This is a genomic window from Candidatus Pantoea formicae (assembly GCF_011752625.1).
In the GTDB taxonomy this organism is placed as follows: domain Bacteria; phylum Pseudomonadota; class Gammaproteobacteria; order Enterobacterales; family Enterobacteriaceae; genus Pantoea; species Pantoea formicae.
In genome coordinates this window covers 386,777-409,883 of record NZ_VWXD01000001.1, presented here as the reverse complement: position 1 = coordinate 409,883, position 23,107 = coordinate 386,777, and the positions used below count along the sequence as shown (strand labels likewise).

Genomic DNA, 23,107 nt, shown 5'->3' with positions numbered 1-23,107 from the left:
TGGTCTCATGGGGAACTCAGGCATAGCCTAACAGTCGGAACCAGCCATAATCCAGTGGTAACAGCAGTAGAACGCTGAAGATAAATACCCATACGCAAAGCTTGAGTCCTGCTTTTGCCGGTACGTTACCCAAGCCCATCGCCACCACCACGGGCGATGCCTGATAAGGCAGCAACGGCGTTGCATAGGCAAAGACCTGCAACATAATGACGCTCAATAATGAGAAACCCGAAGCACCGGCCAGTTCCTGTGCCATGGGCGTGACCATCGCCGGGACGCCATTGGCCGTGAGGACAAAGTTGAGTAACGAGACTAACGCGCTGAGCACCGCAAAATTACCAAACGAGGGATGATCCTGCAGCGGTAACACGCTGAGGAGCGCATTGGCAATCAGCCGCCCCAGTCCTGAATCCACCACCACTGTCGCCAGCCCCAGGATACCGGCGATATAGATACAGGTGCGGAAATTAACGCCTGTGGCAAAGTCATCACCCGTGAGAAAACCCACGCGGGGCAGCAGGCAAATGCAGGCCGCGGCCAGACCGATCCACGCCGCAGATAACCCGTGCACGCTGTCGGTCATCCACAGCAGTAAAGTGACGGCAAGCAAACCCATGAGACGCCATTCACTGCCACTCAACGGCGCTAGCGCGTCTCGGTGCTTAACCGGCTGCGGCTTGGCACGAAACAGAAACAACAGGCACCCCGTGAGCACCACTGCTTTGCCGATGCCCACCACCGGCATATTTAGCAGCCACCAAGGTAGCCACTGTAAATGCAGCTGATAGGCACTTTCAGCGGCACCGCTCAACACCAGATTGGGCACATTGGCGGGTAAGATGCTGGCCGACAGCTGGAAAGTGCCAAATCCCACCGCTAATGCCAGACCAATACTGCCTTGGCTACCTGCTTTAATACCTGCGCGCTCACCCAGCGCCAGCACCACCGGCATCAGCAGGGCAATACGCCCCATGTTGGAAGGCATGACCAGCGCCAATAAATAAGTCAGTACAATCGTTCCCGCCACCATACGCGGCCAACTTTGACTGAGCGGCACCACCAACCAGTTAGCCCAGCGCTGCGCCAGACCGACTTTGCGAATCGCGGCGCCAAGGACAAAACCGCTCAATACCAGCCAGAACGCCGAAGAGGCAAAGCCGCTAAAAATCGTGCTGGTGGGAACAATATTGAGTAAGGTCGCCGAAGCAAAAAACAGCAGCGCAGTGAGATATTCCGGCAGGCGGGCGCTTGCCCACAGCATAATTGTCATGCCGACCACCGCCGTGGTGAGCCAGAAATGTGCATCGGATGTCACGGGTTGAACTCCCTTTCATTGAACCGTTCACAAAGCCGATAAGCATAGTGCAATCCTGACGGCACTACGCTGCATCAGTTAACAGTTTGCCAGTTGCCCGAGCCAGTTTATCAAGGCTTCGCTGCCCGGTTGGCTGCGCGATCGCTGCGGCCACGCCAGGAAGTAAGGCTTACTGAGTGGGAGGCTGAGCGCATCCACCACCACCAGATCACCGCGCGCCAGTTCTGCGCTGATCAACCTTTTTTGCCCCAACAGCAAACCCGCACCGGAGACGGCTGCATCAATCGCGAGTGAAGTGAGATTGAAGCTAAATGCCGGCTGCGCGGCGGGTTCAGACAGCCCTTTGGCCTGGAACCAGCTGCGCCAGTTAGGCAGGAAGCGCCCCTCATTGCCCCAGTCGAGATGAATCAGTGGGGCCTGTTCCAGCACGCTACCGGCAGAGTAGCACTGCAACAGCGCAGGACTGGCGACCGGCAGGACTTCATCCAGGAACAGACGCTGTTTATCGAGCTGCGGATAGCGATCTTCGCCGAAGCAGATGACAAAATCCGCTGGTGTGGCGTTAAAATCCACCTGCGCGTGGGTACCGTGCAGTGACAAATCGATATCTGGGCAGTGCGCACGCCACTGCGCGATGTGGGGCAATAACCACTTCGAGGCCAACGCGGGCAATGAGTAAAGGGTGAGTTTTGGCATGGCAGCAACGTGGCGCAGGTTTTGCTGACCAAGATGAAGGATATCAAACGCCTCGGTGACGTAGCGCAGATACTCTTTGCCGGTCTCCGTCAGCATCACACCACTTTGCGTACGCACAAACAGCGCGCTGCCGAGTTGCTCTTCTAACTGGCGGATTTGCTGACTGACCGCCGCAGGCGTGAGCGCCAGTTGCGCCGCCGCCTTTGCCAGACTGCCCAGCTCCGCTGCAACTTTGAATGACTGGATGACGCTAATTTTGGGTAACCGCGGTGACTGAGCGGGCATTAAAGTTTCCTTAGCAGGTCGTTAAATTTTTATCGTTACGCACTAATTTATCAGCGAGTTACCCTCTGAATAACCCTGTTATGATAGGAACTGCTGCTATGTCTGATTTGATCCGTTTCGATTTACACCCGCTGGCCGATGCCGACTGGCGCCGCGATTGCCGCGAACAACTCAACCAGCACGGTGCATTGGTACTGCGACAGTTTCTACAGCCTGCTGCGCTGCAAGCCATCATTGCCGAAGGCGATGCGCAGCGCCATCTGGCCTATCACACACTCAGCAAACACAACGTGTATTTGATGAAAACGGATGGGGCTTACAGCGCCGATCATCCTCGAAACCGCGATGTGATCAGTACCAAAGGCTGCATCACAGACGATGTGATTGGCGCTGATTCTCCGCTGCGCCAGCTCTATAATGACGAACTGTTTAAAAACTTCCTGTGCGATGTGCTGGGTGAAACCGCGCTCTATCCTTATGCCGATCCCCTCTCTTCCATCAACCTGCATTACGCGCCCGATGGTCAGGAACTGGGCTGGCACTTTGATAACTCCTCTTTCGCTATTACCCTGTTGGTGCAAAAACCGCGTGCGGGTGGCGTTTTCCAATATGTGAAGGATCTGCGCAACGCCGATGCAGGCGAGATGAACTTCGAAGGCGTTGCCGCGGTGCTGGATCAACGCCAACCTGTGGATGCGTTGGCGATTGAAGCCGGAGATTTAGTGCTTTTTCGTGGTCGCAACTCAATGCACCGCGTAACGCCGACCGAAGGCGACATCACGCGAATGCTAGCGGTGCTGGCTTACAATACCCAACCGGGCATTGCGCTGTCAGAAACCGCGCGCATGACGTTTTACGGGCGCTTGTGATCCGCGCTGAGTAATCCTTTCCAACCTCGAGAGAAAATCTGTTGAGTGCGGAACGCCACCAGATCGCGCCAGTCGCGGTCTGCTGGCCAAAACCCTTCCACCAGTTTCTGTTTGAGGGCTTGCCCAGCCTCACTGGCCGGTTCGCCCTGCAGGTGCAGCCAATGATCATCCCGCACCCGACGGTGCATCTCTTCGCCCGGATAGGTGCCGCACTCCACCACTAACGGCAGGATGTGCGTGTCGGGCAGTGATTCCAGCAGAAATTGCGAGAGATATCCGGTCGCGGTGGCGGTAACACCTGTTACACTGTCACGCCCTGCGCCTGTGAACAGTAACGTCAGCCACTCGCCATATAACGCCTTACCCCACTGATGCGCTACTACCGGTTGTTCGGCAATGGAGAGCAACATCGGATGGCCCCATGCGCCAGCGCCTGTATGCAAGTCAAAGCTCAGAATGGTTTTGGCGTGGGATAGATGGGTCTCAATGATGTTCTGCATGGTGCGATAAGACCAGCTCGGCTGCTGTCCACCATAGAAAAAGCCATCGGCAAACTGGTATTGCCCCGCCTCAACCACCCGCTTCATCGCTAACCATCCCGCACCCTTGAGCGTCTCATTCAACAGTTGGTCAGCTTGAGCTCGCTCACCCTGGTAGATCCCGTGCCAGGCGGCATAGTCCGGGTTAGCCGGTGCGGATTGATTAAAATCGATAAAGTTACGGTTGAGGTCTATATTGTCTTCATTCACTCGCCGCAGATGAGCCGCACCCCAAGGGTTCAGCAGATGTAGCAACAGGATCGCGGTGTCATCCGGCAACGCGGTAAGGTTGAAGCGATTGAGCCACTCAATTTGGCTATCGGAACCGTAATAACCCTCCACGCCGTGCGTGCCTGAGATCACTAACATCAGTTTGCTGGCGTGGGGATTGCCCACTACGGCGACATCGGTGAACAGCGGTTCACCTTGTGGGCCCGTGAGTGGATGTTTGTACGAGGTTAACGTCCCGTTTTGACGTTCGACAGCTGCGACAAAACGGGCGCGTTGTGAAGTGTAATGCGGCAGAGCAGGCATGGAATTTCCTGTCGTTAATAAGGCGATTATGGATATACCTTAAATTTGAAATACTTCTTCGCCAGCTGGTCGTAGGTGCCGTTGTTGTGCAACTCTGCCAGCGCATCATTGATCAACTTCAGATGCACGGTGTCACCCTTACGTAAGCCAATCCCTACGCCATTGCCCAGCAGTTCTTTATCCACTAGCGTCGCTTTAATCACGTAATCTTTGCCTTCCGGCGTATTTAGGAAGCCCTGATCGGCGGACACCGCATTCGCTAACGTGCCATCAAGACGCCCAGCCACCAGGTCTGGATAGATTTCCATCTGATTCGGATACGACACGACATTCACGCCTTGCGCCGCCCACTTCGCTTTGGCGTAAGTTTCCTGAATGGTGCCCTGCGCTACGCCAATGTTCTTGCCGCGCAGCGAACTGATCTCTTCAGTCAACGTGCTGCTCTTCGGCGTTAACAGTGCGCTGGGCGTGATATACAGCATATTGCTGAAATCCACCTGCTCACGGCGTTTTTCGGTCATCGACATCGCCGAAAGGATCGCATCAAACTTCTTGGCCTGCAGTGCCGGAATACTGCCATCAAAGCCAATCTGCACCCACTGACATTTCACTTTCGCCTGCGCGCAGATGGCGTTACCGAGATCGATATCAAATCCCTGTAGCGACCCATCACTGGCCTTGGATTCAAACGGTGGGAATGTCGGATCAACGCCAAAACGCAGCGTCTGCTCAGCATAAGAGAGAGAACTGAAAGCACCGAGTGAAAGCATAAGGGCGAAGGACAAACTCTTTTTCATTGTTATCTCCAGCAGGCAGGTAAAGTCAGAACGGCATGCAGAGTTAATAACATGGCGGATAGATTACCACCACTTATAAAGCGGATTTATGTAGAGTGAATTCTTATATTCGTTAATAGGTTAGCGGATATTCATACCCCATTAAAATTTACTTAACCCCCCCGATGTCATTCTTTTGTCATAACTCGCTCACCCTGATGTCAGAGCCGTTTTCATATCCTGTGCCCGAACCTTACTCATTCGGAGCACGACCATGAAACTGAAAAAATTGACCTTAGCAGCAGGTATCTTGATGGCAATGGCAGGCGGCGTGGCGCAAGCTGAAGCGCAGCCCGTAAAAAATATTGTGCTGGTGCACGGTGCCTTCGTTGGCGGTGCGGGCTGGCGTCCGGTATATGACCGCCTGACGCATGACGGCTATAAGGTGACACTGGTCCAGGAACCCCTCACCGGTTTCCCAGAAGATGTGACGGCCACACGCCGCATCATCGATCAGCAAAATGGTCCAGTGATTCTGGTGGGTCACAGCTACGGCGGCGCGATCATCACCGAAGCCGGGAATGACAGCAAAGTGGTGGGTCTGGTGTATATCGCCGCTCATGCGCTGGATAACGGCGAAACCGAAGCGATTAACGGCAAGAAATTCCCGAACAGCGCGCATCCGTTTGCCAAATCGACTGATGGCTATCTGACCATCGCGCCAGAAAATTACCACAGTGATTTCGCGGCAGATTTACCGGACGCTCAGGCTGATTTCGAAGCCCATGCGCAGATGCCAACCAACGCCGCGGTGTTTACCGCCAACATGCCTGACCCGGCATGGAAAACCAAGCCTAGCTGGTACATGGTGGCGAAAGCTGACAAAATCATTAACCCTGATCTGGAGCGGATGTACGCGAAACGTGCGCATAGCCACACCGTGGAAATCGCCGGTGCCAGCCACTCGGTTTATGAGTCGCATCCTGATGATGTGGCAAAACTGATTGAACAGGCCGCACTGCACGCTCAGCCTTAACACCTATCCCGCCCGGAGATGCGCATGAAAATTTTGGTGATTGAAGACGAAGCCAAAGCGCGCGATTACATGCGCAAAGGATTGACGGAGGCGGGATTTATCGTTGATGTGGCCATAAACGGGCAAGACGGTTTGTTCTATGCGCAGGAGCATCATTACGATCTGATTTTACTCGATGTGATGATGCCCGGCATGAGCGGCTGGGAGGTCATGGCGGCGCTGGATAAACAGATCCACACGCCTGTGATTTTCCTTACCGCCAAGGGAACATTAGAAGATCGCATTAAGGGTCTGGAACTGGGGGCGGACGATTACCTGGTGAAGCCCTTCTCGTTTGCTGAACTGTTGGCGCGCGTCCGTACCCAGCTACGACGCGGCGGCCAGCAGAAATTGCCAGACCTCTTGACCCTTGCCGACTTACAACTTGATATCCTGAAACGCCGGGTGGAACGCGCGGGCCAGCGTATCGATCTCACTAACAAAGAGTTCAATCTGTTGCATCTGTTTATGCTGCATCCCGGTGAGGTGCTAACGCGCACGGTGATCGCCTCACGCGTGTGGGATATGAATTTTGATAGCGATACCAACGTGGTGGATGTGGCGGTTAAACGCCTGCGTCAGAAGATAGATGGCCCCTTTGATCAACCGCTGATCCACACGGTGCACGGTGTGGGCTATCGCTGCGAAGCCGAAACATGAAAAAACGTTCACTGGCTAGCCGTTTGTCCTTACTGCTTAGCACCACGGTGATTGTGATCTTTGCCCTGAGCGGCTTTGCGCTGTATCAGTCTCTGGCGAAGCAGATCGGCGTACGCGATGACGCTGCGCTGCTGACACGCATCGACCAGATACGTACGCTGCTGCGCGATGAAGACGCCATTACGCTAATCCAACAAAAACCGCGCTTGTTTGCCAATATGCTGGGAAATACCGAGTCATTATTAGTGCTGCGTTTTCCCGGCCAGCCGCCGCTGATTGTGGTGAATCCCGGATCGCGTCCGGTGCCCGACATTAATCCGGTGCCTGCCAATCAATCCCTGACGCTAGCCTCTGTGCATCACCAACAGGCACAGGACGGCACACCTTTTATCTCCGCAGCGGCATTAACCCCGACGCGCGATGGTAATGGGCAAATTGAGATCATTACTGGCCGCCTAATGAGTGACCGCACACAGACACTCAACAGCTATCGCGATCAAATCATCCTTTCAACCGCGCTGGCAGCCTTGCTGGTGGCGGCATTGAGTATCTGGCTGGTCAGCCGTGGTCTGTCACCTTTGCGTCGGTTGGCTGCAGAAACGGACGCCATCGATGTGCGGCGTCTGTCACATCGCATTCAATTCAGCGACGCACCCACTGAACTTGAACCGCTGGTTGCGGCTTTCAACCAAATGTTGAGTCGCCTCGAAGGGGGCTATCAACAGCTCAGCCAGGTTTCGGCAGATATGGCGCACGACCTGCGCACGCCGATTGGTACGCTGATCGGACAAACTGAAGTCGCGCTCAGCCAGCCCCGCAGCGTAAGTGACTATCAGGCGCTGCTCGGTTCCAACTACGAGGAGCTCGAGCGGCTGGCGAAGATGATCGATAACATGCTGTTCCTCGCCAAAGCGGAGGACGCGAGCCAGGCGATGGATTGGCAATCTATCGATCTGGCGCAGCTAGGTGAGAAGTTGCAGGATTACTTTGATGGCATGGCCGAAGAGCATGCCATGCGGTTGGAGATGCGCATGCAGGGAAAACTTCGCGCCGATCCCCAACTGCTGCAGCGCGCCTTAGCCAATCTGATGGCGAATGCCTTGCGCTACGGCGATCGTGATTCCACCATCCGCGTGCTGAGTGCGGTGCACAAGAATGGCATCGAACTGGTGGTGGAGAATCAAGGCGCGGCGCTCAGTGCTGAACAGCAATCACGTATTTTTGATCGCTTCTGGCGCGCCGATGCGTCACGACATCAAGGCAGCAGCGGACTGGGTTTATCGATTGTGCGCAGTATTATGCGTTTGCATCGCGGCAGTTGCGCGGTGAGTAGTGAAAATGGCGTGAATCGGTTTAGCTTGCTGTTTCCTTGCTAAACAACGTTGCTTCTAGGGGGGCGCAACACATTACGCCGCTTCGGCATACCCAGCCAGCCATCTCTGTAACTACGGGTCACATTCAACCTTCGCAGCGTGATTTTTCACGCTTATCTGCAGTGTCAGACGTTTGGCAGATGCGCAATAAATTGCACCGCGAAGGTTTAATGCATTTATCAAATAAACGTGAAAATCTCTTCACGTGGCAAACGTGATTTAGGCAGCGCCGCATTGAAATCTTCGTCACTGCGATAACCCAGGGACACCAGCACCACGCTAGTGAAACCTTTCTCGCGCAGACCTAATGCCTGATCCAGCGCTCGCTGATCAAACCCTTCCATTGGTGTCGCATCAATACCCAACATCGCTGCACCTAACAGCAAGCCGCCCAGTGCCAGATAGACCTGTTTCTCCATCCACTGCGGCACATCACGCTGTTCATAGCGATGCATATCCACATAGCCGCGGCGGCTCTTATCTTGTCCTGCTTTACCTTCTGGTTTAGCAAAACGGCCATCCTGTTCTTCCTGCGCCAGCACATTTTGCAGATGCGCGTCATCCAGATCGGTGCGCATACACAGCGCGATGACGTGGGAGGCATTGAGCACTTTGGGACCGTTGTAAACAAAAGCACCGGTCGTGGATTGCGCCATCAGCTCACGCCCTTCCGGCGTTGAGGCCACCACAAAGTGCCATGGCTGCGAGTTAACGGAGGATGGGCTGTTGCGCAGCACGTTCAGTAACGTTTCGATCTCTTCCTGCGGCAAGCTCTTACCGCCTGCAAACGCTTTCACAGTGTGGCGACGAGCCACTGCATCATTGAGTGTCATGGCATTCTCCTGAGTTAATAAAGATAAAGGTGTAATCCTGGTGCGCAGCAATACGCACCCTACAACAAGCCGGTAAAAATCGGATAATTATTGTGTATCAACAGGTTAAAATCCGCTGAGCACGATCTTGCCGCGTGCACGTCCGCTTTCAATCAAGGCATGCGCTTTACGCAAATTGGCCGCGTTGATAGTCCCGTGATGTTCGCCAGCAGTGGTTTGTAGTGTTTGGTCATCAATCAACTGGCTCACCTGCTGCAAAATTTGATGCTGGCGCTGCATGTCTGCCGTCTGGAACAGTGAACGAGTGAACATCAGCTCCCAGTGCAGAGAAATGGCTTTGCGCTTCAGCGGCACGACATCCAGATATTCCGGGTCGTCGATCAGCGCCAACTTGCCTTGCGGTGCCAGCACATCCACCAGTTGCGCATAATAGCTGTCGGTGTGGGTCAACGAGGCAACATAACGCACCTGCGGATGACCAATCGCAGCCAATTGTTCGCCCAACGGCTGGTGATGATTCACCACATGATGCGCCCCCAAAGTACGAACCCAATCCGCCGTTTCCGGACGCGATGCGGTGCCAATCACGGTAAGACCGGTGAGCTTGCACGCCAGTTGCGTCAGGATTGAACCCACACCGCCACCCGCGCCAATAATCAGCAACGCGGCGTTGTCTTCTGGCTGCACTTCCAGACGGTCAAACAGCAGTTCCCACGCAGTGAGTGACGTCAAAGGTAAAGCGGCAGCATCCGCATCATTCAAAGTGCGAGGTTTGTGACCCGCGATACGCTCATCCACCAGCCCATACTCCGCATAGCTACCGGCGCGGGTGATATCACCTGCGTAAAAGACGTTATCGCCAGGTTGGAACAGTGTCACCTCATCCCCTACTGCTTCGACGACACCGACCGCATCCCAACCCAAAATTCGTGGTTTGTCCGTCGGCGCGCCGTTGCGTACTTTGGTGTCCACCGGGTTCACTGCAATGGCGTTAATTTTCACCAGCAGATCGCGTGCTCCAGGCTGCGGTTTGGCGACATCCAATTCGTAAAGCGCATTTTCATCTGAAATCGGTAAACCGTTTTGGCTATAAACAATGGCTTTCATCCCGCAGTTCCTCAATTCATCAGTATGTTAGTTAAGTTGCAGGCAGCATAACCTGACGTTTTCCATTGAAAAATGCCCGTAGCAGAGCAACACTTTCACTCTCAGAGTGAAAATCAACGATAAGTGATGCCATGATTCGACTGGAAGATGTCACCCTCTTCGTCCGCTCCGCTGCGTTGGGCAGCTTTTCCCGTGCGGCTCGCGAAGTGAACTTACTGCCGGGCCAGGTGAGCGCCGCCATTCAGCGACTTGAGCGCGAATTGGATCGTCGTCTCTTTGCACGTTCCACGCGTAGCCTGCGCTTGACCGCAGAGGGTGAGAAATACCTGCCTTACGCGCAAGAGATGCTGGCACTGATGCAGGCTGGCGCCGATAGCTTGCAGAGTCACGAAGATGCGTTAAGCGGCGAACTCAAAATCGCGCTGCCTTCTGATATCGGTCGCAATATTCTGCTACCGTTAATCACCGATTTTTGCCGTGATCACCCGGCCTTATCCGTACGTTTATCGTTATCCGATCAAATTAGTGATGTCTTTCGCGATCCGGTCGATATCGCGATCCGTTACGGTAAGTTGGACGACAGCAGCTATGTCGCGCTGCCGCTGGCCGAGGATAACCGCCGTGTGATGGTCGCCTCCCCCCACTACCTCGATCAACATGGCCGACCGGAAAGACTCGAGGATTTGGCACAGCACCATTGCCTGCCCTTCGTGATGGGGGGGCACGTTTATGATAAATGGTCCTTTCCGCAGGAAGGCATGCGGCGACAGATTACCGTGAAAAGCCGGTTGCTATGTGACGATGCTGAGGTTGCCCGCCGCTGGGCAACTGCCGGAATGGGTATCGCCTACAAATCGTGGATAGATGTGTGTGAGGATATCCAGCAAGGCCGACTTGAAATCGTGTTGCCGCAGTTGCCTGGCGAGAGCACCCCATTGCACCTCATCTGCCCGCATCGCAAACAGTTTTCCGCTGCCATTCGCGCTTTGCATGGCGTATTGAGAACGCATTTGCGTGCCATTACCGCACAGCTGTAATAGATGAATTTGCGCAAAGCTTATGCAATCTTGCAGTTTTGTTTGCCTCTGAACGGGCCTTATCATTTTTAAAAATGATAAAACCTTCAGGGACTTCACATGCGCAATACCACCAAAACGATTATCGCTTCACTGCTTTTCTCCACGCTGCTTGCTACTGCAAACGCTGAAGAGACGTTGCGCATCGGCTATCAAAAATCCTCCACGCTGTTAACGCTGATTAAACAGCGTGGTGATCTGGATAAAGCCTTGGCCGATCGCGGCATCAAAGTGAGCTGGCATGAATTCACCAGCGGCTTACCGCTGCTGGAAGCGTTGAATTTGAACAACGTGGATCTCTCTGCCGATGTCGCGGATACCGTGCCCGTGTTCGCGCAAGCGGCAGGTGCAGATCTGACATATTATGCGCGCGAGACACCCTCACCTGAGGCACAAGCCATTCTGGTGCCCGCCAATTCCAGCATCCAATCGCTGCAGGTTTTGAAAGGGAAAAAGATTGCCGTGACTAAGGCGGCAGGCAGCCATTATCTGTTGATTGCTGCCTTACAGAAAGCTGGGCTGAAATTCAGTGATATCACGCCCGCATGGTTAACACCTGCCGATGGTCGTGCCGCGTTGGAACACGGCAGCGTTGATGCCTGGGTGACCTGGGAACCCTTTGTGACCAGTTCCAAAGTGGAACAGCACACCCGCGTGTTAGTGAGCGGCAAAGGACTTGCCAGCTATCAACGCTACTATCTGGTTTCAACGCCTTACGCCAAAAAGCATCCTGAAGTGCTGGGCATTGTGTATAAGACGCTCGACCAAGAAGCACAATGGTTGAAAGCCCACCCCACCGATGCGGCAAAGATTCTCTCGCCACTGTGGGGTAATTTGCCCTTAGCGACGGTGGAACAGGCCAACCAGCAACGCAGCTATCAAATCGAGCCAGTTAACAAGAGCGATCTGGCGGAGCAACAGAAGATTGCCGATGCGTTCTACCAGGCCAAGCTGCTGCCCAAGGCGATTAATGCGCAAGACGTGGGGACCTGGCAGCCAGAGACGAAGTAATCCTGAAGCTATATGCCAATCTGCCGATAGTCATTTCAGGCTTCTAAAGCCGTTTGCAGCTTTAATCTTGTATTTAAAGGAGAGCGAAATGGATGTATCACAGATTACTTCTTTGGCTACTGGCCTGGCTAACCTGGATCTCAGTAGTAAAGTGAGCACCCTCGTACTGAAAAAGACGCTGGACAATCAGCAATCTATGGCTGCTGGGATTCTTGACTCCATCCCTCAGCTACCGGCTAACCCGGCGGTGGGCCGTAATATCAACACCACGGCTTAAAGATGTTTTTGAGTGAACGTTAGATAACAAAAACCCCGCACTAGGCGGGGTTTTTTATCATCTATTGACCTTAACTGCTCAGGCTATTGCCGTCATCGCTACTGTAAGCGTCAATGATAATCAGCGCGGCTTACAGTGGGGTAACGTTACCCGCTGCAGGACCTTTGGCGCCATTTTCGATGGTGAAGGAAACTTGCTGACCTTCATCAAGAGTTTTGTAGCTGTCGCTCTGGATTGCAGAGAAATGTACGAATACATCTTTGCTGCCATCGTTTGGAGTGATAAAACCAAAACCTTTATCAGAGTTGAACCATTTTACTAAACCAGTCATTTTGTTAGACATAGATATTTCCTTAATTGATGAGCCACAAAGCGCGGCGATTATGGCCTGTAATGAGAGAGTAACTTATTTGGCACTTAGGAGGAGGCTCACAAAGAAGGATATCTGGGGATAACACTTGAACTGAGGACTGCTTTACTAAAACTGCTTTCATAAGGTCTGTTTTCCAAACCAAGGTCGCCATTAAGACATAGACAGATTGGTTTGACAACCCCTTATTATTTTTACCACTTATACTGCTGGATGGCTGTTTGCCCATTAAACTCTTTAATACAGCAGTGAGGCAAACAGTGTCAAAGAACCCAGTAGCAATGGGCTGAGCACCTGGTAACAGGATAAGCAACGCCGTGAACTTTACATTCACGCCAATTATTTAAAGTTCAGATGGAGTTTTTTGTGAAAGTGAGACGATTCCAATCAGGTGATGAAGCGGCCCTACTCCTGGTGTTTTTAGCGTCTATACGTAATATTTCAGCATGCGATTATACGCGAGAACAAATTGAGGCTTGGGCACCGGAGGATATGGATAAAGAGAAATGGTCCTTGCGTATGAGGACGCTGAAACCCTTTATCGCTGAGGTGAATGGCGTAATAGTCGGTTACGCCGATGTTCAAACCAGTGGATACATCGACCACTTCTACGTTTCCGGCCATTATTCGCGTAAAGGTGTCGGGACATTACTCATGCGTTGCATTCATGAAGAAGCCACAAGGCTAGATTTAACCGAACTGACATCCAATGTCAGTAAGACAGCTGAACCTTTCTTTATTCGGCACGGCTTTCATGTGGTCGAGCGGGGTTTTCCTGTTATTCGCGGAGTCATTTTGGAAAATGCGTTGATGCGTAAATCCCTGCTATGAAATCCGCTTAAATAATTACATCACCATTTATGTTTTATATCACTGCATAAATATTTCTTAACGTCGAATAAATTATTGGAAAACAGCTCAAGATACTTCGATGTGCTGTGGGGGCTTTCTGGTGCTTTACACTCTGACCTGCTCTCTATCTATTAACTTAGATTGTTGTTAGTGACGTCCTCTGGTGCCACTAAGTTGCCTCAAGTCAGTGTCAGCTGTCCGCTTTGAGCGAACTGCAGACAGCTAAAAGTAATAAATCAAGCAGCTTTTTTTAAATTTAAATGGTCCTGATTCTTCTGAAAGACCACGAAGACCTTGTTAAAAAACCATCGCAATAAATTGACCGCATGAAAGTTAATGAATAGCATACACTCTTTCGGACAAAGAAAATGACTCCTACCGATTCTCTTCTTGCTTACTCCTTAGCTGCGCTGCTGCTGACACTTACTCCCGGATTAGATACTGCACTTATTCTTCGAACTGCCTGCGCTGAGGGTGGGAAAAAGGCTTTTCAGGCTGCTCTGGGTATTGATGTGGGGTGCTTCATATGGGGTGCGCTGGTTGCTCTGGGTTTAGGCGCGCTACTGGCCGTTTCAGAGCTGGCTTATACCATCCTGAAAGTATGTGGTGCCGTTTACCTGAGTTGGCTGGGCCTGCAACTATTGGTGCGTCCCCGTTCGTCATTCAGTCACGGCAAAAGCGAGCCTTCAAAAGGTAACTGGTTTATCAGAGGGATGCTGGGAAATGTGCTCAACCCCAAAATGGGCATATTCTATGTCTCTTTCTTGCCTCAGTTTATTCCTGTCGGGCATTCTCCATTCATATGGACATTTATACTGGTCACTGTTCACGTTGCCATTGGGACTCTCTGGTCCGTAACCCTATCTTATCCACACATTTTGCATCAGCCATACTGAAAAAAAACAGTGTCGTCCGGGGTATGGACAGAGCAACTGGAGGCCTGTTTTTAGGCTTTGCGGCTAAACTTGCTCTCAGCAGTAAGTGATATTATATCAATTGCTTATTTTTAATTGGCTGCTTATGAGCCGGGAGGTCTCGATACTTAATCATATCGGCAATGAATTTAAGCAATAATTAATTTCAAGGGTGAGAGGACGGTTTTACACTCCGTCCAGATTGCAGGCAATGAAAATGGCCATTGCCTGCTTATTGAATTTGACAAAGTCAGTAATGAACCAGCCCGCCATCTACAGCATATTGGCTTCCAGTAACGTACGAGGCATCATCTGAAAGCAGAAAGAGCGCTACCGCGGCGGCTTCATCCGCTGTTCCGGCACGCCCAAGAGGTACCTGACTGACCACAAAATCCTCAAACTGCTGGCGTGATTCTTCTGGCATGAAATGCCTGAAGTTCGTTTCAATTGGGCCGGGCACGAGGGTATTTGCGCGTATGTGTCTCCCAGCCAGTGCGGAAGCCCAGCTCTTAACCATCGCAATAACGGCACCTTTAGTTGCTGCGTACAAACTCGTCATTGCAGCACCTTCATAAACTGACGAAGAAGATGTTACCAGAACACTGGACCCGGGATTGAGGGCGCCGGAGAGTGCCGCCAGTTGTAGCATTGGACCACGGACGTTGGCATTCATCATTTGATTAAACGCATCAGCTGTAACAAATTCCGGAGAGCCAACTTCTGCAAATCCCGCATTCAGCCAAAGTCCATCGAGAGAGCCCCAATGGCCGATCGCAGTTTGTAGCTCGCTGATATCTGCTTCGCTGGAAGCATCACTTCTGAGAATCAGAGATGTTTGAGGCAGTAAACTGCGGGCACGCTTAAGACGCTCTTCATTGAGTCCCGTGATAGCGACCTGCCCACCTTCATAGACGATGCGTTGAGCGCCCGCAAGGCCCATACCGCTGGTCCCGCCTGTGATGAGAATGCGTTTCCCCTGAAATCTGCCCATGACTGCTCCATGATTGTATTTAAATTCAGCGCTTACCTTACGAAAGTTAATCATTGGCCGTCATCTTTTTCTTTAAGCAACGAAAGCAACATTGGCTAAAATCTCATCAGTTGGCGCTCAAAAACATTTATGTCCAAACAGACAAAGGCAGGATCACTGTCATAATGTACGCGCTGGTCATTCTGTCCTGAATATGCAGAAGAAAACATTGGAGCGGCTCATGGATATCCATTTCGCAAACCTCACCCCGGACAGCCCAGGATTTGATGAGTTAAGATCGCAGAGCATGGCTGAAGGATTTAACATGTTGCGCCGGCTGGAAGATAATTGGCACAGCGGACATAACCGTTTTGACAGGCCCGGTGAAAAACTGATTGGGGCCTATGCTGATGGTTTAATTGTTGGCGTGTGTGGGCTTAACATCGATCCTTTCACGCAAGCCACTGGCGTTGGACGTCTGCGACATCTTTATGTCGATACGGAATGGAGAAAATATCGTGTTGGCAGCAGTCTGCTCAGTGAAATACTCAAGGATGCTGGCCACTGGTTTGATTTTATCAACACGAATGCACCATCATCAGCCTTCACTTTCTATGAACGAGCTGGTTTTGTTGCTTTATCTGGTATAGATAAAGTCACACACCAACTATGCCTGAGTAACCCAGCACGGTAATTTCTCAAGTATTGAACGGACATCCAATTCTTGTTCGTGCAGGCTCAATGGATGCCGAAACATCTCACGGAGTTTAAAGTATCAGAATGGCAGCTATGAGCGAAAAACGGACGTTAACATAAAAAGCCCCGGCGTTTAAGCTGAGGCTGTTGATTAAGCAAACGGCCTAATTCCGGCGGTTTAGGGCATATTCTGCTTTCGTTCCAGCCTTCCATCCGTACAAAATGATCAGGCTGAATACAATAAATGCTGTCCCGCTAAAAAAATCCTTCTGGATACTGAGGTTATCAACAATCACGCCACCGGCTGCTGAACCTGAAGCTATAGCGACCTGAACCGTAAAGGTAAACATCGCTGAACCTGCTTCTATCAGCTCACCAGAAGCCATGCGGTTATTGATATTCAGGCAAAGCGGCAACGCTCCCCATGCGCCCCCCCAGAGCAGCACCCCTGCAATCAGCCACATCGCATTGTGCGCTGCAGCCATCAATAGCAGCGACATCATCATTACCAGTAATGCTGATGCCAGCGTACTTTTCAGATACTCACTGACAAAGGCAGAAGCCACAAAATTGGATATAAACCCGGTTACGCCAAAGCCCAGCAGGCTCAAGGTTATCGCCGCCTGCCCGATACCGGCATCAGAGAGCAGCGGGGTCAGAAATGTATAGGTGCCGAAGTGCGTACCAAAAATCAGTAAAATCAGCAGAATGCTTTTTCTCGCCTCAATTCGGCGAATAAAATTCATCAACGAGGCGGGACGCAGTTTGTCTTCAGCCAGCACTGATGACAGAAAAAGAAGCTGCAGGACAAGCGGCACGACGGCAATCAGCGCAGCGGCCACGAATGCTGTACGCCAGTCGAAAAGCCCGGCGACAAATGTGCCGAAAGGCACCCCGAGGATCATGGCCGCCGTGACACCGCCAAAAACAGCCGCAATAGCCTTACCAGCGCTTTCCTGGCTGACGAGCCTGCCTGCAACCGCCAGTCCTATGGCCCAGAATGCACCGAGGCTGATACCGGTCAGCCCACGGCTCAGCAGCATTATATGCCAGTCAGGCGCCCATGCTGACATTGACGCTGAAATGAGCAGGAGAAAGGAAAGCCCGATAAGCAGCCAACGCCTGTCCGCTTTGCCCGCCGCCATCATGACGCCCGGCGCAGCGACCGCAGCGAGCAGCCCCGGCAGGGTCATCATCATTCCCGCCTCGCCGGTTGTGATACCATAGTCACCCGCCACATCGGGCAAGAGCCCGACCGGCAGAAACTCTGTGGTCACCGATGCAAATGAGCCCAGCGCCAGCGACGCTACGCCTGCCCATCCCCGTTTTTCTAGTCTGATATTTTCCATATTCCGCACTTATTTCAGGTTTACAGTAATGGAGCCGACTGCTTCACGCGACGTCCTGCGGTGAAGCCAGTCGATACAATACGGCCGCGCGAATGCGAGGCGTCGAAAGGCTTGCTGAACATGGCGTCACCAACCGGGTCGAACGCATGGTCGGCCCCCTTGCCCCCGGTAAGCGCATCACCTTCTCCGTCATGTCCTCTTTAGTCCAGTCAACCGCAGTGCTGCAGGTAGTGAGTAGCGGTGCAGCAATAACGTATAGCGATCAGGATAAGCACTGTGACTGAAAGAAAAAGTGTACTAACCTGTCATCTGTGTCCATGTGTATGGATAATCACTCTGGTGAAAGAGAAAGATGAATCAGCTTCTGGCTATGCGTGCCTTTGCAAGGGTGGTTGAGGCGGGCTCGTTTAACCGCGCCGCCGATCAGATGGGAATGCCACGCTCCAGCCTGAGTAAACTTGTCAGCGATCTAGAAAAACATCTTGGGGCAAAGCTTATTCACCGGACCACCCGGACCATTTCTGTGTCGGCTGAAGGTTTTGAGTACTTTCATCAGGCCCAGCGGGTCATCGCCGCGGTGGATGCCGCTGATACGGCGGTCCGGGGGAAGAAGCACAAGCCGGGCGGGCATCTTCGCATTGATGCGCCCGTTTCATTTGCCCATCGCCTGCTTATCCCGGCACTGCCGGACTTTCATCACGAGTACCCGGACATCACCCTTTCCCTGGGCATCAATGACCGCACCGTTAACATTGTGGGTGAGGCCGTTGACTGTGCCATCCGCGCTGGCAAGCTGAGCGACATGACCATGATAGGACGTAAGCTCTTTGAGCTTGATTACGTCACCTGTGCCTCTCCTGATTACCTGGCGCGCCACGGCGAACCGGCGTCGCCTGAGGATCTGCGGGACAATCACCGCATCGTCAGCTATTTCTTTGCGGCAACCGGTAAACCGGAGCCGCTTGTCTTCACCGCAAATGGTGATACGCAGGAAATTTACGCCAGCCAGTTTGCGGCAAACGAGGGTGACGGCGTGATAGACATGATCCTGGCAGGACTGGGCGTTGGTCAGCATCTCCGGAGGTTTGCTCAGCCGCACATTAATGCCGGTGAACTGGTCCCCGTTCTTACGGGCTGGAGCCAGCCCCTTTTACCTTTCCATCTGGTTTACCCGTCCAACCGTCATCAGAGCGCCAGATTACGCGTGTTTGTTGATTGGATGATTGAACGGTTCAGCGCGTAATGGAGTAACTCTGTTGTCCAGGATTATTCATCCATGTGGATACAGATGGCAGTTTTGCCTGCTTTTTCATTCTTTTCGTCTGAGTATACTTAACCTTGATTACAACGTTTTTATCAGGAACATCTGTAAATGCTTAATTCATGCCACACGCGCTCCCGGGGCATGGTTGCCTATCCTCATCGCTGCGGAATCCATGTGCGGGAGGACCTCTGGAGGGTAATTCCTGATAAATAATTTAAAACCATGAGGAAGAAAATGAAAACTGACAGCAGCACGCTCCGACTCATTTTCCCACAATGGCAGGGTGGCGGTCCGATTGACACTTTTGTTCCTGAACTTCCAGCTGAGGATGCTTTGAAAGGCTATTTTCTGGGATCCCGACTGCTTAATTTCCTTGCACCTGAATCTGGCGGGAAAAAGGCCGAAATTCCCGTCTCATTGAAATTAGCAGATCGGACGGAAAAAAAGGGCATTATTGCCTATGATGCTGTGGTTAAAAACATACGCACTGCACTGAGTGTCATACGCGAGCATGCGCCCGAACGTATCGTCACGCTCGGAGGGGAGTGCTCGGTAAGCGTTGTGCCTTTTACTTACCTGGCCGACAAATACCGGGATGACGTGGCTGTAGTCTGGGTTGATGCGCACCCGGACTTGAACTATCCAGGGGAAGGCTCACGCGGCTATCATGCCATGGCGCTTGCCAGCGTATTAGGCCATGGCGATGAACAGCTTCAGAGCCTGCTTCCGGCAAGCATTGAACCGTCGCGTGTCCTGATCGTTGGTCTGCGCGCCTGGGAAAAAGAAGGGGGCACCCCTGAGCGTCAGCACGAACTGGGGGTGAAAAGCTATCCCCCAACTGCTGTATCTGAAGACAGTGTTCCAGTGATGGACTGGCTGGAGAGTACCGGAGCGTCAAAAGTGCTTATACATTTTGATTTAGATGTTATCGATCCGGCAGAAATGATTGCCGCTGTCGGCACCGATCCGGACGGAATGAAAATCAGCGAGGTATCGCGTCTGATAAACGACATTGCCCAAGGCTTTGACGTAGTTGGCCTGACCGTTGCTGAGCCGATGCCGCGCGTGGCCATTAAACTTCAGAAACTGTTATCTGACCTGCCCCTGCTGCGTAAGGAATAATGCGCATACGCGAGAAATGACAACCAATCCTTAATTAAGACTAGCGCAGCGACCTGACCTGCAGGCTGATCAAGGTTTACTGTGAGCGAGGAGTAGGTCAGCGTGACCTGCTCCCCGCAGATTAGTTCATCTCGATGTTAGCAACATCCGCTCCTGACCCACAGCAGACATCCACAACAGCTAATGTCCGCTCCGAGCGAAATATAGTTATTCACAATTTATCGATAAAAGATGCTGGCTTGTAAAATGGTCACGCATTTATCATGTAGAAATAAAACAGGTTGTTATAGGGTTGGACGATGAACTTTGAAAACTCAGTAGGTAATCGCATGATATTAAGTGTTAATCACGTTGGTTTTTCAGTTAAAAACATTGAAGACTCATTATTATTCTGGACTCAGATTCTTGGAGGTAAATTATTACGTGAAGGAAAAATGTCTGGACCTATTATCGATGAGGTAACAGGTGCAAGGGGAGCTGATGTGCGAATGGCTTTGCTTGAACTGGCTGATATTAAAATTGAATTACTACAATACAATAACATTGAGCAGCCAGAAGAACCTTCAGCGCCCTATATCCCAGGTTACGCTCACCTTGCTTTTATAGTTGAGGATCTTGATATGCTCTTGGGCAAAGTATCGGATTACGGCTGGAAGACGCCCGGTAAACCTCAGACAGTTTTGTCAGGACCCATGCAGGGAACCAGAGTAATATATTTACAAAGCCCTGATGGTCAGACGCTTGAACTGATGGAACGCAGTCAATGAGGCCCACCTATTATGACCTGTTATTCTCTAATTAAAACAGTGATGTCTGCAAAGTCCGCTTCTGGCACAGAGCAGACATCCACATCAGCCTATGTCCGCTGTGAGCGCAGGCTGTGTGAAAACTCATATCTTTAAGTAGCCTAACAATATTTCTCATCTGTGTTTTGAGAAAGCTGTTCAAGTTGACGAGGTAATCTGTGATTTTATTCGGGTGTGTCAGAAATTTTTATTGCGGGAAAGAGCCTGATATTTGTTACTGGAGGATAAAACGGCCGGAACCGTTAGCCGTATTGTTCCTGAAGCTTAAATATCAATCCTGTAGTACCCCATATCGACATCATCCTTTTCAGGTTATAAGCCAATATATGTAGACTCATTTCCGTACTGACATTTTTAAATTTCCGCATCAGAAAGTGCGTTGCACCCATCCACATTTTAATTGTCCCAAACGGATGTTCTACCGTTTGCTTTCGCATGACTACCGCCTGAGGAAATGACTCAAGCCTCGCATGCATTTCTTCCATTTCAGCTTCATGAACCCAACGCCGTATACGCCTTGGTTCGCGTTTCGATGTAGTGCACCTGGAACGCTGACTGCAATCGCGACAGGCAATATTGTTAAAGTACAACTGTTGCTCCAGTCCGTCCTCTATTGATGTAAATCGATTCTGAAGCTCATTGCCCATTGGGCATACATAAACATCTTTTTCCCTGTTATATCTGAACATTGAGCGATTATAGAGCCCCTTACGTTCAGCGCCAGAGGTATCTCCTTTTGGCACTAACGCCACGGCTCCGCTATCCAGAACCGTTTTAATATCACTGCGACTGTAATACCCTTTGTCGGCAAGTACTGTTATGTCCTTCCGGCCAACAGCTTTCTGAGCCAGTGTTGCTACTGAACCAAGTTGCCCGTTATCTGTTGTGTTGGTGACTTCATGCGCAACAATCAAATGGTTCTTCGTATCCACAGCTGTCTGAACGTTGTAGCAAACTTGCCGATTCATATTATTTGTTTTCATCAACCGGGAGTCAGGGTCGGTTAAAGAGAGTTGTTTATCTGGCTGTTGTGCGACGGCTTGTTGGATCTCCTGAAGCTCACGTAAACGCTTTTTTAGCCAGACCAGTTTAGTGGCTGTTAACTTATCGTTTGCATCGGGCTCAGCATTCTTGTCGGCTTCATCCAGCTTATTTAAATAATAAGTAATACTTTGCTCAACGCGCTCAATATGGTCTTTGGCTTTCTGGGATGTGAAGTTATTGGGTTTGCTATTAACTGCTTTAAATTTGCTACCGTCGATGGCTACAACGACATCAGTGAACATTTGCATTTGCCGACACAGGCCAATAAAAGCCCGACAGGCATTCCTGATACCTTCACCGTTATCTTTTCTGAAGTCTGCAATGGTTTTGAAATCAGGCGTTAATCGTTCAAGTAACCACATCAGTTCAACGTTCCGATGGGCCTCTTTTTCCAGTCTACGGGAGGACTGAATTCGGTTGAGATATCCGTAAATGTACAATTTCAGTAGAGTGGCAGGGTGATATCCGGGCCGTCCGGTTCGCTTTGCATCAACTCTTCTGAAACCAAGAGAATCGAGCTTTAGTCCATCAACAAAGATATCAACCACTCTGACGGGGTTATCTTCAGTGACAAAATCATCCAGTGCGTCAGGGAGCAATGTCACCTGAAGCCTGCCTTGTCCTTGAATGTGATTGGCCATGTCGGTATCCGCAGTATTCATTTGTATGTTTTTAATTTTAATGAAAAATTCAGTCCGTTGCATGGGTTTATCAAGAATGGTTGATCATATGAAACCATCGCTTAGACCAAAAAGTGATCAGGAGTTTTCACACAGCCTGAGCGAACACCGGACCTCGCAATAATTAATCATTTCCTTCCTTGATACCATAATTGGCAGGAAGAGACCTGACGTAATCAGCAATTTTTCCATTGTAAAGAGTCGATATACATTCAAAGACATTCGCTATATTTTTTCGGTCAACTCCATCAAGGGACTGAAGAGTTCCTGCAATACTCTCCTGCATCTCAATGGCCACATCAGGATTAATTAGAGTCTCGTCGGTAAATTCGAGTGCGATGGCTATATCAGCTATGACTTTAACTAATTGTTTAGATTGTGATGACATATGAACCCCTTCTTAGCTTTTGATTGGATCCCTGAGCATCAACTTAACATGAAATTAGCTACTTCCGCTTCTGGCACACAGCGGACATCAACGAAGTGCTATTTCGCAGTTATCAAACAATGCCCATACCCGCCCCCTACTACGCACCAAACATCGAACCTGATAGCATTCGAAGCCAAGCAATAATAGCGACGTCCTGACTATCTTAATGAGCACGTGCAGCACG

General features: G+C 51.2%; 24 protein-coding genes and 1 pseudogene. 14 read left to right on the top strand and 11 right to left on the bottom strand.

Features of this window, described 5'->3' with window-relative positions; translation table 11 throughout:
* Window positions 1-16 precede the first annotated feature (16 nt).
* Both F3J38_RS02120 and F3J38_RS02115 read right to left on the bottom strand, forming a co-directional pair.
* A complete protein-coding gene (locus F3J38_RS02120) occupies window positions 17-1,315 on the bottom strand; it encodes an SLC13 family permease (protein WP_167134662.1) in 1,299 nt (432 codons plus the stop codon).
* Between the two features lie 78 nt (window positions 1,316-1,393).
* Window positions 1,394-2,296: a LysR substrate-binding domain-containing protein gene (locus F3J38_RS02115; protein ID WP_167134660.1), complete on the bottom strand. Its 903-nt coding sequence runs from the start codon at window positions 2,294-2,296 to the stop codon at window positions 1,394-1,396.
* Window positions 2,297-2,394: 98 nt separating this feature from the next.
* On the opposite strand from F3J38_RS02115, the gene F3J38_RS02110 reads away from it, so the two are divergent.
* Window positions 2,395-3,165 (top strand): HalD/BesD family halogenase, encoded by a 771-nt coding sequence (locus F3J38_RS02110; RefSeq protein WP_167134659.1) that lies wholly within the window; start codon window positions 2,395-2,397, stop codon window positions 3,163-3,165.
* Here F3J38_RS02110 and F3J38_RS02105 read toward each other — a convergent pair.
* Together F3J38_RS02105 and F3J38_RS02100 are read right to left on the bottom strand one after the other, a co-directional pair.
* A complete protein-coding gene (locus F3J38_RS02105) occupies window positions 3,150-4,238 on the bottom strand; it encodes a DUF2817 domain-containing protein (RefSeq protein ID WP_167134656.1) in 1,089 nt (362 codons plus the stop codon). The two genes, F3J38_RS02110 and F3J38_RS02105, sit on opposite strands and share 16 nt — an antisense overlap.
* A gap of 26 nt (window positions 4,239-4,264) precedes the next feature.
* Window positions 4,265-5,035 (bottom strand): ABC transporter substrate-binding protein, encoded by a 771-nt coding sequence (locus tag F3J38_RS02100; RefSeq protein WP_167134654.1) that lies wholly within the window; start codon window positions 5,033-5,035, stop codon window positions 4,265-4,267.
* A 253-nt stretch (window positions 5,036-5,288) separates the two neighbouring features.
* Here F3J38_RS02100 and F3J38_RS02095 point away from each other — a divergent pair, with 253 nt between their 5' ends.
* The 3 genes from F3J38_RS02095 to F3J38_RS02085 are packed head-to-tail and all read left to right on the top strand — an operon-like array spanning window position 5,289 to window position 8,125.
* Window positions 5,289-6,050 carry an alpha/beta hydrolase gene (locus tag F3J38_RS02095; protein ID WP_167134652.1) on the top strand — a complete coding sequence of 254 codons (762 nt, stop codon included), beginning with the start codon at window positions 5,289-5,291 and terminating at the stop codon, window positions 6,048-6,050.
* A gap of 24 nt (window positions 6,051-6,074) precedes the next feature.
* Window positions 6,075-6,749 (top strand): heavy metal response regulator transcription factor, encoded by a 675-nt coding sequence (locus tag F3J38_RS02090; RefSeq protein ID WP_167134651.1) that lies wholly within the window; start codon window positions 6,075-6,077, stop codon window positions 6,747-6,749.
* Complete coding sequence (locus F3J38_RS02085) at window positions 6,746-8,125, top strand: heavy metal sensor histidine kinase (RefSeq protein ID WP_167134649.1); 1,380 nt, start codon at window positions 6,746-6,748, stop codon at window positions 8,123-8,125. The genes F3J38_RS02090 and F3J38_RS02085 overlap by 4 nt, the downstream gene beginning before the upstream one ends.
* 176 nt (window positions 8,126-8,301) lie before the next feature.
* Here F3J38_RS02085 and nfsB read toward each other — a convergent pair whose 3' ends face one another.
* On the bottom strand, window positions 8,302-8,955 hold the full coding sequence (gene nfsB / locus F3J38_RS02080; RefSeq protein WP_167134647.1) for an oxygen-insensitive NAD(P)H nitroreductase: 654 nt from the start codon (window positions 8,953-8,955) through the stop codon (window positions 8,302-8,304).
* A gap of 105 nt (window positions 8,956-9,060) precedes the next feature.
* A complete protein-coding gene (locus F3J38_RS02075) occupies window positions 9,061-10,062 on the bottom strand; it encodes a zinc-binding alcohol dehydrogenase family protein (protein WP_167134645.1) in 1,002 nt (333 codons plus the stop codon).
* Between the two features lie 131 nt (window positions 10,063-10,193).
* Here F3J38_RS02075 and F3J38_RS02070 point away from each other — a divergent pair, with 131 nt between their 5' ends.
* From F3J38_RS02070 to F3J38_RS02060, 3 genes are all read left to right on the top strand, one after another.
* Window positions 10,194-11,099, top strand: coding sequence for a LysR family transcriptional regulator (locus F3J38_RS02070; RefSeq protein ID WP_167134643.1), 906 nt, complete (start codon window positions 10,194-10,196; stop codon window positions 11,097-11,099).
* A 99-nt stretch (window positions 11,100-11,198) separates the two neighbouring features.
* Complete coding sequence (locus tag F3J38_RS02065; protein WP_167134642.1) at window positions 11,199-12,149, top strand: aliphatic sulfonate ABC transporter substrate-binding protein; 951 nt, start codon at window positions 11,199-11,201, stop codon at window positions 12,147-12,149.
* Between the two features lie 88 nt (window positions 12,150-12,237).
* Entirely contained in the window at window positions 12,238-12,426 is a 189-nt protein-coding gene (locus F3J38_RS02060) for a YjfB family protein (protein ID WP_167134640.1), read from the top strand.
* A gap of 130 nt (window positions 12,427-12,556) precedes the next feature.
* Here the strand turns inward: F3J38_RS02060 and cspE are convergent, their stop codons facing one another.
* Complete coding sequence (gene cspE / locus F3J38_RS02055) at window positions 12,557-12,769, bottom strand: transcription antiterminator/RNA stability regulator CspE (protein WP_167134638.1); 213 nt, start codon at window positions 12,767-12,769, stop codon at window positions 12,557-12,559.
* 393 nt (window positions 12,770-13,162) lie between these two features.
* Here cspE and F3J38_RS02050 point away from each other — a divergent pair, with 393 nt between their 5' ends.
* Entirely contained in the window at window positions 13,163-13,627 is a 465-nt protein-coding gene (locus F3J38_RS02050) for a GNAT family N-acetyltransferase (protein ID WP_167134636.1), read from the top strand.
* A gap of 389 nt (window positions 13,628-14,016) precedes the next feature.
* A pseudogene (locus F3J38_RS02045) lies at window positions 14,017-14,633 on the top strand (LysE family translocator).
* A gap of 179 nt (window positions 14,634-14,812) precedes the next feature.
* Here the strand turns inward: F3J38_RS02045 and F3J38_RS02040 are convergent.
* Entirely contained in the window at window positions 14,813-15,553 is a 741-nt protein-coding gene (locus tag F3J38_RS02040) for an SDR family oxidoreductase (RefSeq protein ID WP_167135554.1), read from the bottom strand.
* Window positions 15,554-15,773: 220 nt separating this feature from the next.
* Between F3J38_RS02040 and F3J38_RS02035 the strand changes: the two genes are divergently transcribed.
* Entirely contained in the window at window positions 15,774-16,226 is a 453-nt protein-coding gene (locus F3J38_RS02035; protein ID WP_167135552.1) for a GNAT family N-acetyltransferase, read from the top strand.
* Between the two features lie 166 nt (window positions 16,227-16,392).
* Here F3J38_RS02035 and F3J38_RS02030 read toward each other — a convergent pair whose 3' ends face one another.
* Complete coding sequence (locus F3J38_RS02030) at window positions 16,393-17,577, bottom strand: MFS transporter (protein WP_240155896.1); 1,185 nt, start codon at window positions 17,575-17,577, stop codon at window positions 16,393-16,395.
* 92 nt (window positions 17,578-17,669) lie between these two features.
* Between F3J38_RS02030 and F3J38_RS02025 the strand changes: the two genes are divergently transcribed.
* The 4 genes from F3J38_RS02025 (at window position 17,670) to F3J38_RS02010 (ending at window position 20,730) form a co-directional block, all read left to right on the top strand.
* Window positions 17,670-17,861 carry a hypothetical protein gene (locus tag F3J38_RS02025; RefSeq protein ID WP_167134632.1) on the top strand — a complete coding sequence of 64 codons (192 nt, stop codon included), beginning with the start codon at window positions 17,670-17,672 and terminating at the stop codon, window positions 17,859-17,861.
* A gap of 68 nt (window positions 17,862-17,929) precedes the next feature.
* Window positions 17,930-18,820 (top strand): LysR family transcriptional regulator, encoded by an 891-nt coding sequence (locus F3J38_RS02020; protein ID WP_167134630.1) that lies wholly within the window; start codon window positions 17,930-17,932, stop codon window positions 18,818-18,820.
* A gap of 255 nt (window positions 18,821-19,075) precedes the next feature.
* The gene (locus F3J38_RS02015; protein WP_167134628.1) at window positions 19,076-19,963 is read left to right on the top strand and encodes an arginase family protein; all 888 of its coding nucleotides are present in this window, start codon (window positions 19,076-19,078) and stop codon (window positions 19,961-19,963) included.
* 329 nt (window positions 19,964-20,292) lie between these two features.
* The gene (locus tag F3J38_RS02010) at window positions 20,293-20,730 is read left to right on the top strand and encodes a VOC family protein (protein ID WP_167135550.1); all 438 of its coding nucleotides are present in this window, start codon (window positions 20,293-20,295) and stop codon (window positions 20,728-20,730) included.
* Between the two features lie 281 nt (window positions 20,731-21,011).
* On the opposite strand, the gene F3J38_RS02005 is transcribed toward F3J38_RS02010, so the two are convergent.
* Together F3J38_RS02005 and F3J38_RS01995 are read right to left on the bottom strand one after the other, a co-directional pair.
* Window positions 21,012-22,454, bottom strand: coding sequence for an IS1182 family transposase (locus F3J38_RS02005; RefSeq protein WP_167134626.1), 1,443 nt, complete (start codon window positions 22,452-22,454; stop codon window positions 21,012-21,014).
* Window positions 22,455-22,617: 163 nt separating this feature from the next.
* On the bottom strand, window positions 22,618-22,881 hold the full coding sequence (locus tag F3J38_RS01995) for a hypothetical protein (RefSeq protein WP_167134624.1): 264 nt from the start codon (window positions 22,879-22,881) through the stop codon (window positions 22,618-22,620).
* Between the last annotated feature and the right edge of the window lie 226 nt (window positions 22,882-23,107).

Bases quoted from the DNA above. Each gene is read 5' to 3' on its own strand.
- F3J38_RS02115 (WP_167134660.1), bottom strand. From the start codon at position 2,296: ATGCCCGCTCAGTCACCGCGGTTACCCAAAATTAGCGTCATCCAGTCA.
- F3J38_RS02110 (WP_167134659.1), top strand. From the start codon at position 2,395: ATGTCTGATTTGATCCGTTTCGATTTACACCCGCTGGCCGATGCCGAC.
- F3J38_RS02105 (WP_167134656.1), bottom strand. From the start codon at position 4,238: ATGCCTGCTCTGCCGCATTACACTTCACAACGCGCCCGTTTTGTCGCA.
- F3J38_RS02100 (WP_167134654.1), bottom strand. From the start codon at position 5,035: ATGAAAAAGAGTTTGTCCTTCGCCCTTATGCTTTCACTCGGTGCTTTC.
- F3J38_RS02095 (WP_167134652.1), top strand. From the start codon at position 5,289: ATGAAACTGAAAAAATTGACCTTAGCAGCAGGTATCTTGATGGCAATG.
- F3J38_RS02090 (WP_167134651.1), top strand. From the start codon at position 6,075: ATGAAAATTTTGGTGATTGAAGACGAAGCCAAAGCGCGCGATTACATG.
- F3J38_RS02085 (WP_167134649.1), top strand. From the start codon at position 6,746: ATGAAAAAACGTTCACTGGCTAGCCGTTTGTCCTTACTGCTTAGCACC.
- nfsB (WP_167134647.1), bottom strand. From the start codon at position 8,955: ATGACACTCAATGATGCAGTGGCTCGTCGCCACACTGTGAAAGCGTTT.
- F3J38_RS02075 (WP_167134645.1), bottom strand. From the start codon at position 10,062: ATGAAAGCCATTGTTTATAGCCAAAACGGTTTACCGATTTCAGATGAA.
- F3J38_RS02070 (WP_167134643.1), top strand. From the start codon at position 10,194: ATGATTCGACTGGAAGATGTCACCCTCTTCGTCCGCTCCGCTGCGTTG.
- F3J38_RS02065 (WP_167134642.1), top strand. From the start codon at position 11,199: ATGCGCAATACCACCAAAACGATTATCGCTTCACTGCTTTTCTCCACG.
- F3J38_RS02060 (WP_167134640.1), top strand. From the start codon at position 12,238: ATGGATGTATCACAGATTACTTCTTTGGCTACTGGCCTGGCTAACCTG.
- cspE (WP_167134638.1), bottom strand. From the start codon at position 12,769: ATGTCTAACAAAATGACTGGTTTAGTAAAATGGTTCAACTCTGATAAA.
- F3J38_RS02040 (WP_167135554.1), bottom strand. From the start codon at position 15,553: ATGGGCAGATTTCAGGGGAAACGCATTCTCATCACAGGCGGGACCAGC.
- F3J38_RS02035 (WP_167135552.1), top strand. From the start codon at position 15,774: ATGGATATCCATTTCGCAAACCTCACCCCGGACAGCCCAGGATTTGAT.
- F3J38_RS02030 (WP_240155896.1), bottom strand. From the start codon at position 17,577: ATGGAAAATATCAGACTAGAAAAACGGGGATGGGCAGGCGTAGCGTCG.
- F3J38_RS02025 (WP_167134632.1), top strand. From the start codon at position 17,670: ATGCGAGGCGTCGAAAGGCTTGCTGAACATGGCGTCACCAACCGGGTC.
- F3J38_RS02020 (WP_167134630.1), top strand. From the start codon at position 17,930: ATGAATCAGCTTCTGGCTATGCGTGCCTTTGCAAGGGTGGTTGAGGCG.
- F3J38_RS02015 (WP_167134628.1), top strand. From the start codon at position 19,076: ATGAAAACTGACAGCAGCACGCTCCGACTCATTTTCCCACAATGGCAG.
- F3J38_RS02010 (WP_167135550.1), top strand. From the start codon at position 20,293: ATGATATTAAGTGTTAATCACGTTGGTTTTTCAGTTAAAAACATTGAA.
- F3J38_RS02005 (WP_167134626.1), bottom strand. From the start codon at position 22,454: ATGGCCAATCACATTCAAGGACAAGGCAGGCTTCAGGTGACATTGCTC.
- F3J38_RS01995 (WP_167134624.1), bottom strand. From the start codon at position 22,881: ATGTCATCACAATCTAAACAATTAGTTAAAGTCATAGCTGATATAGCC.